Source organism: Prochlorococcus marinus CUG1417, assembly GCF_017695975.1.
GTDB lineage: Bacteria > Cyanobacteriota > Cyanobacteriia > PCC-6307 > Cyanobiaceae > Prochlorococcus_A > Prochlorococcus_A marinus_AG.
The window spans coordinates 319186-332721 of sequence record NZ_JAAORN010000001.1; the positions used below are offsets into that span (position 1 = coordinate 319186).

The 13536-nt window shown below is 38.7% G+C and carries 9 protein-coding genes, 2 tRNA genes and 3 rRNA genes; 8 read left to right on the forward strand and 6 right to left on the reverse strand.

From position 1 onward, the window contains the following. Positions 1-52: 52 nt before the first annotated feature. Entirely contained in the window at positions 53-709 is a 657-nt protein-coding gene (gene petB, locus HA140_RS01755; protein WP_011817812.1) for a cytochrome b6, read from the forward strand. Between the two features lie 33 nt (positions 710-742). Next, positions 743-1225 (forward strand): cytochrome b6-f complex subunit IV, encoded by a 483-nt coding sequence (gene petD / locus HA140_RS01760; protein WP_002808353.1) that lies wholly within the window; start codon positions 743-745, stop codon positions 1223-1225. Here the strand turns inward: petD and HA140_RS01765 are convergent. After that, complete coding sequence (locus HA140_RS01765; protein ID WP_209039480.1) at positions 1222-2661, reverse strand: glycoside hydrolase 100 family protein; 1440 nt, start codon at positions 2659-2661, stop codon at positions 1222-1224. The two genes, petD and HA140_RS01765, sit on opposite strands and share 4 nt — an antisense overlap. Positions 2662-3272: 611 nt before the next feature. Between HA140_RS01765 and HA140_RS01770 the strand changes: the two genes are divergently transcribed. From HA140_RS01770 to rrf, 5 genes are all read left to right on the forward strand, one after another. After that, positions 3273-4757: ribosomal RNA gene (locus tag HA140_RS01770) — 16S ribosomal RNA — on the forward strand. A gap of 125 nt (positions 4758-4882) precedes the next feature. After that, positions 4883-4956 (forward strand) — tRNA-Ile (locus HA140_RS01775). A gap of 12 nt (positions 4957-4968) precedes the next feature. After that, positions 4969-5041: transfer RNA gene (locus tag HA140_RS01780), tRNA-Ala, on the forward strand. A gap of 256 nt (positions 5042-5297) precedes the next feature. Further along, a 23S ribosomal RNA gene (locus tag HA140_RS01785) occupies positions 5298-8173 on the forward strand. 64 nt (positions 8174-8237) lie between these two features. Then, positions 8238-8354, forward strand: a 5S ribosomal RNA gene (gene rrf / locus HA140_RS01790). The 16S, 23S and 5S rRNA genes sit together here with 2 tRNA genes alongside, the layout of an rRNA operon. 43 nt (positions 8355-8397) lie before the next feature. On the opposite strand, the gene HA140_RS01795 is transcribed toward rrf, so the two are convergent. The 4 genes from HA140_RS01795 to HA140_RS01810 form a co-directional block, all read right to left on the reverse strand. Then, the gene (locus HA140_RS01795; protein ID WP_209039481.1) at positions 8398-9276 is read right to left on the reverse strand and encodes a DNA-formamidopyrimidine glycosylase; all 879 of its coding nucleotides are present in this window, start codon (positions 9274-9276) and stop codon (positions 8398-8400) included. Between the two features lie 4 nt (positions 9277-9280). After that, a complete protein-coding gene (locus HA140_RS01800; protein ID WP_011375896.1) occupies positions 9281-9490 on the reverse strand; it encodes a photosystem I reaction center subunit IV in 210 nt (69 codons plus the stop codon). An 80-nt stretch (positions 9491-9570) separates the two neighbouring features. Further along, the gene (locus HA140_RS01805) at positions 9571-10332 is read right to left on the reverse strand and encodes a LysM peptidoglycan-binding domain-containing protein (RefSeq protein WP_209039482.1); all 762 of its coding nucleotides are present in this window, start codon (positions 10330-10332) and stop codon (positions 9571-9573) included. 72 nt (positions 10333-10404) lie between these two features. Then, complete coding sequence (locus HA140_RS01810) at positions 10405-11796, reverse strand: aldehyde dehydrogenase family protein (RefSeq protein ID WP_209039483.1); 1392 nt, start codon at positions 11794-11796, stop codon at positions 10405-10407. A gap of 156 nt (positions 11797-11952) precedes the next feature. Here HA140_RS01810 and HA140_RS01815 point away from each other — a divergent pair, with 156 nt between their 5' ends. After that, a complete protein-coding gene (locus HA140_RS01815; protein WP_209039484.1) occupies positions 11953-12843 on the forward strand; it encodes a GNAT family N-acetyltransferase in 891 nt (296 codons plus the stop codon). A gap of 65 nt (positions 12844-12908) precedes the next feature. Here HA140_RS01815 and HA140_RS01820 read toward each other — a convergent pair whose 3' ends face one another. Further along, positions 12909-13157 (reverse strand): DUF3104 domain-containing protein, encoded by a 249-nt coding sequence (locus HA140_RS01820; RefSeq protein ID WP_209039485.1) that lies wholly within the window; start codon positions 13155-13157, stop codon positions 12909-12911. Between the last annotated feature and the right edge of the window lie 379 nt (positions 13158-13536).

Below are 13536 nucleotides of genomic sequence, written 5' to 3' on the forward strand. Positions count from 1 at the left end.
AAGTATAAGAATTTTAAGTAAGCTCTTTATATCAAAGCTAATTTTTTTTTGGATGGCGAATTCTTCATCTGTTTATGATTGGTTTCAAGAAAGGCTTGAAATCCAAGACATAACTGACGACGTAACTTCCAAGTACGTACCCCCACACGTAAATATATTTTATTGTTTAGGAGGCATAACTTTAGTATGCTTCCTAATTCAATTTGCAACAGGTTTTGCAATGACTTTTTACTATAAGCCAACAGTCACACAAGCTTATAGTTCAGTAAGTTATTTAATGACCGATGTAAGTTTTGGATGGTTAATAAGATCTGTGCATAGATGGAGTGCATCAATGATGGTTTTAATGTTAATCCTTCATGTCTTTAGAGTGTATTTAACCGGTGGTTTTAAAAGGCCAAGAGAACTTACTTGGGTAACAGGCGTCGTAATGGCAGTAATAACTGTTGCTTTTGGTGTTACAGGATATTCTTTACCTTGGGATCAAGTTGGTTATTGGGCAGTCAAAATTGTTTCAGGCGTTCCTGCAGCAATTCCGGTAATCGGCGATTTTATGGTTGAACTACTCAGAGGAGGAGAAAGCGTTGGGCAATCTACTCTTACAAGATTCTACAGTCTTCATACTTTCGTTTTGCCATGGTCATTAGCAGTATTTATGTTGATGCACTTTTTAATGATTCGTAAACAGGGTATTTCAGGGCCTTTATAAACTCCTATACTTAAACAATTAACAGAGTTCTACATGTCTACGTTAAAAAAACCAGATTTATCTGATCCAAAATTAAGAGCAAAATTAGCTAAAGGTATGGGTCATAATTATTATGGTGAACCAGCTTGGCCAAATGATTTATTATATATTTTCCCTGTTGTTATCTTAGGTACTATCGCTTGTGTTGTTGGGCTAGCAGTTCTTGATCCTGCTATGTTGGGAGACAAAGCAAATCCTTTCGCAACTCCACTAGAAATATTACCCGAATGGTATCTTTATCCAGTTTTTCAGATCCTCAGGGTAGTGCCTAATAAACTCCTAGGTATTGCACTTCAAACGTTAATTCCTCTTGGATTAATGATTTTACCCTTCATTGAAAACGTTAATAAATTTTCTAATCCCTTTAGAAGACCTATTGCAATGTCAGTTTTCTTATTTGGAACTTTTTTAACAATATATCTAGGCATTGGTGCTTGCTTACCTATTGATAAATCTCTAACTTTAGGTTTATTTTAAATTTTAAACATATCGATATCATTATTTTCTTTTCTTAGAAAATGGTGCATTAATAAAAATCCAACTATTGTCCAGGTTTGGTATGTTCTTGATTGTTGCCCGACCCAAGTACCCGTAGGACCGTCAAAATATTCTGCCCATTCTTGCTTAGGCAATTGATTAAGTTGGCACCAATATGATTCTTCGATTAAAGATTTCATTTCTTCCATTAGAATTACGTCATCGGAAGGAAACTTTTTTTGGTGTAAAAGTACAGCTGTCCCAAAAAACCAAAGTAAGCTCGGCCAATGTCCACCATTATGGTAACTCCAAGGCCAATTCTTAGGATCTGAACCAGTTTTATTTTGCCATTCTTCGACATCCATATGAGGATGACAAATTCTCATGGGCATTTGAGCCATCAAATGCTGTCTGTTGTGTAAAACCAATCTAAATAAAGCTCTTTGCTCTGTGGGGGGAAGCACTCCAAACATACAGGCTAAAGAATTTCCTAAACTGTAAAATCTAAAGTCAGGTCTTCCTGTTCTAATATTTCCTATTAAATATCCACCTCTATTCTCTAACCAATCTTGAAGCCATGAAGGAACTACTTGTGGTTGAACATTGAATTCATTGAAGTGTTGGTCATCTCCGTACTGCTCGGTTGGTCTTCTTCTTAGGATTTGCATTGTTTGGCTGGTAACCCAATAATGTTTTAAGAGAAAACTTCCTAAGTCTTTAACCCATTGATTTGTAAGGATAAGTCTTTGATCTAATAGTCTACTTACATGATCTGCTCTACTCAATTCCATTAAATTTATACAGCTTTTTAAACATCCATGAAGTAAAACTTCAACTTCTAAAGGTGCTCCCCAAACATCCATTGGTCTGTCGATCATGAATGCGCAATCTGGCACAAAAAGTACGGGAGTACCTTCGAATGTTGGATGAAGAACTAAATCTAATAAAAGTTGTATACCTCTTTGGACGCTCTGACTCTTTCCGAAAGCAAAATCACCGCTTTTATTCACATAATACCAACATAAAATTGGCCACCATAAACTTGCATCGGCTGAAGTAATTCTGCCAATCGACCTTTGACCATAGTCTCCAATAAGCTTTCCATTTTCTTCAACAAAACTAGTTGGAAATACTCCACGCGTTTGATAATTAGTGCTTTGTAATTCAAGACATACAGAAAGGAACTTTTTTACAATTTCGTACCTTTTTTGAGTAATAAGGTAAATCATTACTGGTACATTGTCTCTTAAAAATATTTCTCCATAATTTAACTTTTTATTTTTTGTTGGGTGTTCTAGTGCCGCAACACTTCCTACTATTTCACCTGATATTTCAACTAAAGTCTTTTCAAAATGTTTTTTTGCATTTGTTACAATCTTTTCTTCATCGGAACTTGGTCTTACTCTTAAATTTTTTTGACTAAATCTTTCTGCCATTTCATTCACAGCCCTTTATTTAAGCCTAGTTGTTTAATGAGACTTTGAACAAATAAAAAAATTAATAAAAAATTTTTGTATAAAAGGTTGCACAATTTAGGTTGTATGGTTTAGTATTTTCTTCTGGGCAAAAATATTTTTTTTTGCATTATTCAACCAATTATCTTAAATCTTATTTTTGATAAATGAGTGAATCTTTTGGAGATTTGATTTCGGTCAATATTTTCAGCCAGAAGAAGGGTTTTCCCTTCAAAATGAGTTATTCACTTTTTGTTTAACTCGGAACCTAGAAAATTTAAAAACTTAGGAACTGATGCTTTTATTGCGTCAAAACTTTATCAAACCTAGCTTTGGTAATTTTTTGATGTATTGCAATAAAGGTGTGAGGTCCCGTCAAGAATATATAAATTGTTTTCAATTGCTAACTTTTAGTTTTTTGAAAACCAACGGATCTGAGATCTTGGAAAGTCACTTTAGAAATATTTTTAATGTGCACTCAAAGTAATCCTTAATTTTTAAGGAGGCTGAACCTAAATAATTTAAGTCAATCTTATTTTTATTTGGAGAATGCAATTCATATTGAGTAGATTTATCTACAAAAGGATTTGAACACAACGGAGAGTTTGATCCTGGCTCAGGATGAACGCTGGCGGCGTGCTTAACACATGCAAGTCGAACGAACCTTCGGGTTAGTGGCGGACGGGTGAGTAACGCGTGAGAATCTGCCCTCAGGAGGGGGATAACGGTTGGAAACGACCGCTAATACCCCATATGCCTATTGGTGAAATGAATTTCGCCTGAGGATGAGCTCGCGTCTGATTAGCTAGTTGGTGAGGTAATGGCTCACCAAGGCTTCGATCAGTAGCTGGTCTGAGAGGATGATCAGCCACACTGGGACTGAGACACGGCCCAGACTCCTACGGGAGGCAGCAGTGGGGAATTTTCCGCAATGGGCGAAAGCCTGACGGAGCAACGCCGCGTGAGGGACGAAGGCCTCTGGGCTGTAAACCTCTTTTCTCAAGGAAGAAGATATGACGGTACTTGAGGAATAAGCCACGGCTAATTCCGTGCCAGCAGCCGCGGTAATACGGGAGTGGCAAGCGTTATCCGGAATTATTGGGCGTAAAGCGTCCGCAGGCGGCTTTTCAAGTCTGCTGTTAAAGAGTGGAGCTTAACTCCATCATGGCAGTGGAAACTGAAAGGCTTGAGTATGGTAGGGGCAGAGGGAATTCCCGGTGTAGCGGTGAAATGCGTAGATATCGGGAAGAACACCAGTGGCGAAGGCGCTCTGCTGGGCCATTACTGACGCTCATGGACGAAAGCCAGGGGAGCGAAAGGGATTAGATACCCCTGTAGTCCTGGCCGTAAACGATGAACACTAGGTGTCGGGGGAATCGACCCCTTCGGTGTCGTAGCTAACGCGTTAAGTGTTCCGCCTGGGGAGTACGCACGCAAGTGTGAAACTCAAAGGAATTGACGGGGGCCCGCACAAGCGGTGGAGTATGTGGTTTAATTCGATGCAACGCGAAGAACCTTACCAGGGTTTGACATCCTGCGAACCTCTTAGAAATTTGAGGGTGCCTTCGGGAATGCAGTGACAGGTGGTGCATGGCTGTCGTCAGCTCGTGTCGTGAGATGTTGGGTTAAGTCCCGCAACGAGCGCAACCCACGTTTTTAGTTGCCAGCATTTAGTTGGGCACTCTAGAAAGACCGCCGGTGATAAACCGGAGGAAGGTGTGGATGACGTCAAGTCATCATGCCCCTTACACCCTGGGCTACACACGTACTACAATGCTACGGACAAAGGGCAGCAAACTCGCGAGAGCTAGCAAATCCCATAAACCGTGGCTCAGTTCAGATCGTAGGCTGCAACTCGCCTACGTGAAGCAGGAATCGCTAGTAATCGCAGGTCAGCATACTGCGGTGAATACGTTCCCGGGCCTTGTACACACCGCCCGTCACACCATGGAAGTTGGCCATGCCCGAAGTCGTTACTCCAACCCTTGTGGAGGAGGACGCCGAAGGTGGGGCTAATGACTGGGGTGAAGTCGTAACAAGGTAGCCGTACCGGAAGGTGCGGCTGGATCACCTCCTAACAGGGAGACAACAAAATGTTTAATATTATTATTTTGTCACCTTAGGTCGATCGGTATCTCACATTCTTAATTTATTAAGGATTTCATTTCCTAAGTTTTTCTAGGTCACACCCATTATTTTTCCTGGGCCATTAGCTCAGGTGGTTAGAGCGCACCCCTGATAAGGGTGAGGTCCCTGGTTCAAGTCCAGGATGGCCCATATCTCTATGTTGGGGGTATAGCTCAGTTGGTAGAGCGCCTGCTTTGCAAGCAGGATGTCAGCGGTTCGAGTCCGCTTACCTCCACTGATTACCACCTCTTCCATAATCAGTAGAAGGGAAATGTACTGAGTTGTGATCAAATCTGAACGAATCTAGCTTCCTAATGAAATCATTAAGATGCTGGACTCATTGAATTAATTTCATTGTTTTCAGAGAACCTTGACAACTGCATAGATTTTTTTAAAGACAATAAGCATCATTTAATGATGCAGATTTATTATTTGTGCGAAAGCATTAATAACAATTCTATTGAGCTGATGCTTCAATTTTTGAAGTTATTGGTCAAGCTACAAAGGGCTCACGGAGGATACCTAGGCACACAGAGGCGATGAAGGACGTGGTTACCTGCGATAAGTCTCGGGGAGTTGGAAGCACACTTTGATCCGGGAATTTCCGAATGGGGCAACCCCATGTACGGCCAACTGAATATATAGGTTGGTGCGAGCTAACCCAGCGAACTGAAACATCTTAGTAGCTGGAGGAAGAGAAAGTAAATAACGACTCCCTCAGTAGCGGCGAGCGAACGGGGAACAGCCCAAACCGATAGTCTTGACTATCGGGGTTGTGGGACAGCAATATGGATCAATAAGTCTAGAAGAAACGTTTGAATGGCGTGCCACAGAGGGTGAAAGCCCCGTAATCGAAAGATAAGTTGACCTAGCTGTATCCCGAGTAGCACGGAGCACGTGGAATTCCGTGTGAATCTGCGAGGACCACCTCGTAAGGCTAAGTACTACTGTGTGACCGATAGAGAAACAGTACCGCGAGGGAAAGGTGAAAAGAACCCCGGGAGGGGAGTGAAATAGAACATGAAACCGTGAGCTTACAAGCAATGGGAGCCCGACTAATCGGGTGACCGTGTGCCTGTTGAAGAATGAGCCGGCGACTTATAGGCACTGGCGGGTTAAACCGGAAATGGTGGAGCCACAGCGAAAGCGAGTCTTAATAGGGCGTTTGTCAGTGTTTATAGACCCGAACCCTGGTGATCTAACCATGGCCAGGATGAAGCTTGGGTGATACCAAGTGGAGGTCCGAACCGACTGAAGTTGAAAATTCAGCGGATGAGCTGTGGTTAGGGGTGAAATGCCAATCGAACCAGGAGCTAGCTGGTTCTCCCCGAAATACGTTGAGGCGTAGCGTCTAGTGCTCCAGCAGGGGGGTAAAGCAACCATTTCGGTGCGGGCTGCGAAAGCGGTACCAAATCGATATGAACTCTGAATACCCTGTGTGTAACTAGGCAGTCAGACTGTGGGGGATAAGCTCCATAGTCAAGAGGGAAACAGCCCAGACCGCCAGCTAAGGTCCCAAAATTAACGCTAAGTGATAAAGGAGGTGGGATTGCCCAGACAACCAGGAGGTTTGCCTAGAAGCAGCCATCCTCAAAGGAGTGCGTAATAGCTCACTGGTCGAGCGATCCTGCGCCGAAAATGAACGGGGCTAAGCGTTATACCGAAGCTGCGGATAAATTTATTTATGGTAGGGGAGCGTTCTATGTAGGGTGAAGCGTTAGCGTAAGCGGACGTGGACGGCATAGAAGTGAGAATGTCGGCTTGAGTAGCGAAAACATGGGTGAGAATCCCATGCCCCGAAACCCTAAGGGTTCCTCCGGCAGGCTCGTCCGCGGAGGGTTAGTCTGGACCTAAGGCGAGGCCGAAAGGCGTAGTCGATGGATAACAGGTCAATATTCCTGTACCAGAAGTGTTTTGGGAAGGGGGACGGAGAAGGCTAGCCAGGCCAGATGTTGGTTACTGGTTCAAGCGTTCAAGGCTTTGAGAGATGGAGAAAACATCTTGAGCTAAGGCGTGAGTACGAGCTGCTACGGCAGCGAAGTTGGTGATGTCATGCTTCCAAGAAAAGCCCTACACCCGTTAAGACACATATGCCAGTACCCGAAACCGACACAGGTGGGGTGGTAGAGAATACCGAGGGGCGCGAGATAACTCTCTCTAAGGAACTCGGCAAAATGGCCCCGTAACTTCGGGAGAAGGGGTGCCAGCGAGAGCTGGTCGCAGTGAAGAGGCGCAAGCGACTGTTTACCAAAAACACAGGTCTCCGCTAAGTCGCAAGACGATGTATGGGGGCTGACACCTGCCCAGTGCCGGAAGGTTAAGGAAGCTGGTTAGCTTTTAGTGAAGCTGGCGACTGAAGCCCCGGTGAACGGCGGCCGTAACTATAACGGTCCTAAGGTAGCGAAATTCCTTGTCGGGTAAGTTCCGACCCGCACGAAAGGTGTAACGATTTGCGCGCTGTCTCGGAGAGAGGCTCGGCGAAATAGAATTGTCTGTGAAGATGCGGACTACATACACCCGGACAGAAAGACCCTATGAAGCTTTACTGTAGTTTGATATTGTGCTCGGGCTCTGAATGCGCAGAATAGGTGGGAGACGTTGAAATAGTGCTTGTGGGTACTATTGAGTCATCGGTGAGATACCACTCTTTTAGAGCTAGGGTTCTAACGCTTACCCGTTATCCGGGAAGCGGACAGTATCTGATGGGCAGTTTGACTGGGGCGGTCGCCTCCTAAAAGGTAACGGAGGCGCACAAAGGTTCCCTCAGGCTGGTTGGAAATCAGTCGTTGAGTGCAAAAGCAGAAGGGAGCTTGACTGTGAGACCTACAAGTCGAACAGGGACGAAAGTCGGTTTTAGTGATCCGACGGTTCTGCGTGGAAGGGCCGTCGCTCAACGGATAAAAGTTACTCTAGGGATAACAGGCTGATCTCCCCCAAGAGTTCACATCGACGGGGAGGTTTGGCACCTCGATGTCGGCTCATCGCAACCTGGGGCTGAAGTCGGTCCCAAGGGTTGGGCTGTTCGCCCATTAAAGCGGTACGCGAGCTGGGTTCAGAACGTCGTGAGACAGTTCGGTCCATATCCGGTGTATGCGCAGGAATATTGAGAGGATTTCTCCCTAGTACGAGAGGACCGGGAGGAACGCACCTCTGGTGTGCCAGTTATCGTGCCAACGGTAAACGCTGGGTAGCCATGTGCGGAGTGGATAACCGCTGAAAGCATCTAAGTGGGAAGCCCACCTCAAGATGAGTATTGCCATGGCTTTAGCCAGTAAGGTCACGGGAAGAACACCCGTTGATAGGCTCTACGTGGAAGCTTGGTAACAAGTGCAGCGGAGGAGTACTAATAGACCGAGGGCTTGACCAAATAAACTTAATTTATTGTTTTTAATTTATATAATTTTCTATGCAGTTTTCAAGGTTCACACTATCCTGGTGTTCATGGCGATGTGGAACCACTCCGATCCATCTCGAACTCGGTTGTGAAACGCATCAGCGGCGAAAATATTTAGGGGGTAGCCCCTTGAGAAAATAGCTCAATGCCAGGTAAAAATATTTAAAAGGGTTTATTCTTAAAGAATAAGCCCTTTTTTATTTTTGGCATTTAGGACACCAATGGGTGCTTCTTCCAGTAATTTTTTGTTTTTCAATTAAATTTCCACATTTACGACACTCTTTACCAGTTCTCCTGTAAACATTGGTCTGCAAACCAAAGTTACCATTCTCCCCCTCCAAGTCTCTAAAATCACTAAATGTAGTCCCTCCAGAACCTATACTTTTTTTTAAAACATTTACAATTGATTTCTTGAGCTTGTTTAATTCATACTTTTTTAATGTTCGAGCTTCCCTAAAAGGTGAGATGCCAGCAGAATACAAACTTTCATCAGCATAAATATTCCCTATACCTGCCACTATTGTTTGATCTAATAAAATAGCTTTTATAGATTTAGTTCTTTTTGAAATAACTTTCTTAAGATAATTTTCATTAAAGTCCTCAGAAAATGGTTCCGGCCCTAGTGAACCTAATCCTTTAATTATTTTATAAGGCGATAAACTTTCCTTGATCCACCACATTTGACCAAAACTTCTTACGTCAATGTATCTAAGCTCATTATTGTTTTTATCAAAAAATCTTATTCTTGTATGTTTGCAGGGTTGAGTAGAGTTATCAATAAATTTGAAATATCCAGTCATTCTTAAGTGAACTACAAGAAATCCATTATTTTTTGAGAATTTTTCAAGAGGAAATTTAATATTTTCATTTTCAAATTTTTTTAGTTCAGCTATTAAATATTTTCCTTTTCTATCCCATTTGTAAATAAGTGAACCTTGAAGTCCTTTTATAAATTCTTTTTTAGTAGGGAAAGCAACAGTTGAATCCCTACATACTTCTAAATTTTTAATAATGAATTTATTAAGTTTTTGCTCTAAACCTCTGCGTACAGTTTCAACTTCAGGTAACTCAGGCAATTATTTAAGCTTTCTCTAATTCGCTTTCAGCAAAATTATTTGTATTTGCTCCACCTTCAGTTCCGCTTATTCCCGCATAATTTACTTTATCGAATCTCACCACACAGTTATATTTAATACCTGAGGTGTCGACTGAAGCAACTTTACCTATTTCATTGTACCAATATGATTCTGGTCTTTTTACTCTTACGAGATCTCCTCTTGAAATTGCCATTACTGTTAGTTTAACTTTTTGTAGAATAACCCATCATTAATATTCTTAGACAAATTATTCACACATATTAATTAAAAGTTTTAACAAAAATCATCTATTAAATTATTTTCGAATTCTTCTTTAGCAGGCTTACTTCCCATCCATTTCCTGCCAGGTATTCTTACATCTAATTCATTTGTATCACAATTGATTGAAAGAATCAGTTTTTTATTTTCTTGATTTAGCACGTTTAAAACTTTTCTACTTTTAAAATCTTCATATGGTTTACTCTGGATAATTAAAGGTCCATAAAATTTTTTTTCTAACTCAAGTAAGTCATTATTTTTTTTATTTCTAATTATTTGATAGTTTTCTGTACTAATTGATTTATTTTTGCTTAACAGAAGCTTTTGACCAACTTTTATTGAATCAGGATTAAGGAGATTATTAATCTCTACTAGATCGATTACTTTTAAATTATATCTGTTTGATATCTCCGTAAGATTTTCACCAATTTGAACAATATGATAATTATTTATTAAATCTGATTGTTTTGAGAGATTTTCAGTAGATTCGGAGATAATAAGATTTTGGCCAACAAAGATATAATTTTCATCTTTTAAGTTATTCAATTTAATAATTAAGTCTTTATTTATGGAATAGAATCTTGAAATAGTTGATATTGTATCTCCACTTTTTACAATATGAATTTTTTTTATTTCAGTTTTTTCTTCAGTAATTGATTCTTTTCTAGCAATATTCTCAACGTTACTTTTTGCTGAAAATTTTTTTTCTTCTGATTTTATCAATGAGTGATTAAAAAAATTAATAAATATGGCAATTACTAAAAATGCAAATTTCATAAAACTCACTATTTATTTAAAGATAATCTTTAAATTTAAAATCGCTAGGTTTTTGAAAACAATTTAAGTAATTTAAACCTGAAAAATAAACTTTAAAAATTTCTTTACTCTTTCATAGGGGGGATACCGCAGATTCGAATCAAATAAAAAACCTTTAAAAGTAATAGATTTTTGATTTGAAAAATTTCGAAAACCTTCCTCTCCATGAAATTTACCAATACCACTTTGCCCAACGCCTCCAAACGGTAAATTTGGAATAAGGACTGGTAACATCACATCATTTATACAAATTGTTCCAGAGCTGGTTACTTTTGAAATATGATTATGGATTTTTTTATTCCCTCCAAATAAGTAGATTGCTAAGGGTTTTGATGTTTGACTAATCTGTTTTAAAGCTGATTCCTTATCATTAATTCTAACTACAGGAAGTAGTGAACTGAATAATTCTTTCTGCAAAATATCTGTTTCATTTAATTTAGTTCTCAAAATTGTAGGAGATATTTTCAACTTTTTTTTACTAAAAGTCCCCCCAAATAAAATTCTTTTTTCTTTTTCATATTGTTTGAGAATTTCTACAGTTGATGTAAATTGTTTTTTCTCCAATTTTGAAAGGTTTTCGGAAATAATTGGATTATCTCCGTAAAAACTTACTATGTATTTCTTTAATTTTTCTATAAAAATATTCTCAATTTCTTTATCTACAAAGATATGATTCGGGGCCATGCAGGATTGACCAGAATTAAAAAATTTACCCCAAACAATTCTTTTTGCAGCCACTTCTAAATTTGCATTTTTGAAAACAATTACAGGATTTGTTCCACTTAACTCAAGAGTTAATGGAGTTAAGTTTTTTGAAGCTAATTTCATTATAGATTTTCCAGTTTCAGTACTTCCTGTAAAAAAAATGTGATCAAAATTTTGTTCAATTAATTTTATGGATTGTTTATCATCACCCTCCACTGTCATTAGGACATCTTTACGGAAATATTTGGAAGTAAGCTTTTTAATAAGTTTTGAGGTCGCAGGACATTTCTCTGATGGTTTTATAACTGCAGTATTCCCTGCTGAAAAAATATTTACCAATGGCTTTAAAATATAAAGTAATGGATAATTATAAGGACCAAGAATTAAGACACATCCAAGAGGTTCATAAATAACTTTGGAGGATGATGGGAAAAGATAAAAGGGGGTATCAATCTTTTTTGGTCGCATCCAAGAATTGAGTTTCTTTTTTATGAGTGAAATTTCTTCTTTCACTAAAAGGATTTCTGAAAGTCCTTCAATTTCAGATTTGCCGAGATCAACAAAAAGTGATTTAATTATCTCTTTTTTATTTTCATTCAAAAGTTTAGAAACTATATTGATATGATGGATCCGCCATTTTATATCTTCAGTTTTACCAGTGAGAACTGTATTTTTTAATTTATAGATGTCTTCTAAATGAAATTTATCAGAAATTTTCATTTTTTACCTTTGAATAGTATTAAATATATCAGAGGATAAATTGTAAATAACTAAGGTTTTTAGGCATTTAAATCAAAGCGAATGATTTATGAGAAATAATCAAATTTATTAATATTGCTTTTAAAAATTTAAATTTTTCTTGGTTAGTATATTTCTATGAGGGAAAATTTTTCAATAAGATTGATATCTATAAATGAAATACCAGAAGTCACAAACTGGGCAAGGTTAGAAGGATTTTCTCCTGGAATGGATGATTTATCAATTTATAGAAATACAGATAAACAAGGGGTATGGGTAGCTTGTCTAGACAATAATCCTATAGGCTCTATTGCGTGTATAAAATATAATTCCTCGTATGGTTTTATAGGTTTATTTATCGTTAAAAAAGAATTCCGGAATAATGGATATGGAGTGAGATTATGGAAACATGCCCTCGAATATTTGAAAAATGTTGAATGTATTGGTCTTGAGGCTGCCCCAGATAGATTAAATGATTACGCAAAGTGGGGGTTTAGAAAATCTTCCATTACAAATCGATGGAAATTAAATGGTTCTCAAGATTTGCCATTGAAAAATTTCTATAAAGATCAATTTCATTCTTTTAAAGTTGTCCCGAGTAATAAAATTTCTTCTGAAGCAGTCTTAATTTATGATGATCAAAGAGAACCTAGTCCCAGACCACATTTTCTAAATGACTGGTTGAAAAATTCTCATGGTAATGTCAGTGCAATTGTCGACAATAATGGGATGTGCCATGGATTTGGCAGGATAAGACCTTGTGTATTGGAGGATAATGAGCAAGGCTGGAGAATTGGCCCTCTTTTAGCGGATACTCCACCACTTGCTGAATTATTAATAAGGGAGTTAGTTGGTGATTTAGATGCTCAAATCTTATTGGATTGCTCTAATCTGAACCCTTATGCAAATTATCTTTTATCAAGTTTGGGATTTGAGGAAATATCAAAAACTTACAGAATGTATAAAGGCATTCAACCTCCCTGCCCTATGAATCAAGTATATGGACTTGCCTGCTTGGAACTGGGGTGATTTCTTTAAAGCGTTCATTCCCCCTTTTGTTTCTGTAATACTGAAAGAATTTTGTTTGATTAAGATTAACTTCCAGAAGGTTTCAAAATTTTTTCTACAATATCGGCATTGATTATAGTGATCTCTCCATTGTCAATATTGGCAACTTGAAACAAGGTCCATGAATTTGGATTTCTAGCTCCTCCAATACAGTCGATAACTTGACCGACCCAATAATTTTCATACTTTTCCTTAGTATCTTCGCAATTTTCTTTTTTAATTGCGACATAATCACCAGGCCTAACGAAAAGAAACTCAGGAGTTGCTGAGCTCACAATAAATAACTAATAGTATATACGTACTATAGCAAGTTATTGGTTTTGTTGCTGAACTTTGAATTATTTAGCAAACTAGGGGTAATTCAAAAATAAAATGGAATCAACTGAAATTGCAGTATTTTCGACATTATTGGGGTTAATCCTAGCTTTAACTGACGCTTATATAGAAAGAAATATTCCAGGATAATATTTCCAATTCATTTTTTAAATTAAATAAGATTTAAGCTGGTCTAATATGTCGGCACGGTTGGAAACTAATTTTGTAAAAACTAAATATATCAAACCTCCCATTGCTAGCCTTCCGTTAATTTTTTCTAACTGCTTTAGTTTTCTCAAAAATTACCCTTGCCGCTAAATAAAATTTAAAGGGTATAGA

Coding starts and splice junctions, on each gene's coding strand:
- petB (WP_011817812.1), top strand. CDS start 53: ATGGCGAATTCTTCATCTGTTTATGATTGGTTTCAAGAAAGGCTTGAA.
- petD (WP_002808353.1), top strand. CDS start 743: ATGTCTACGTTAAAAAAACCAGATTTATCTGATCCAAAATTAAGAGCA.
- HA140_RS01765 (WP_209039480.1), bottom strand. CDS start 2,661: ATGGCAGAAAGATTTAGTCAAAAAAATTTAAGAGTAAGACCAAGTTCC.
- HA140_RS01800 (WP_011375896.1), bottom strand. CDS start 9,490: ATGGCAATTTCAAGAGGAGATCTCGTAAGAGTAAAAAGACCAGAATCA.
- HA140_RS01805 (WP_209039482.1), bottom strand. CDS start 10,332: ATGAAATTTGCATTTTTAGTAATTGCCATATTTATTAATTTTTTTAAT.
- HA140_RS01810 (WP_209039483.1), bottom strand. CDS start 11,796: ATGAAAATTTCTGATAAATTTCATTTAGAAGACATCTATAAATTAAAA.
- HA140_RS01815 (WP_209039484.1), top strand. CDS start 11,953: ATGAGGGAAAATTTTTCAATAAGATTGATATCTATAAATGAAATACCA.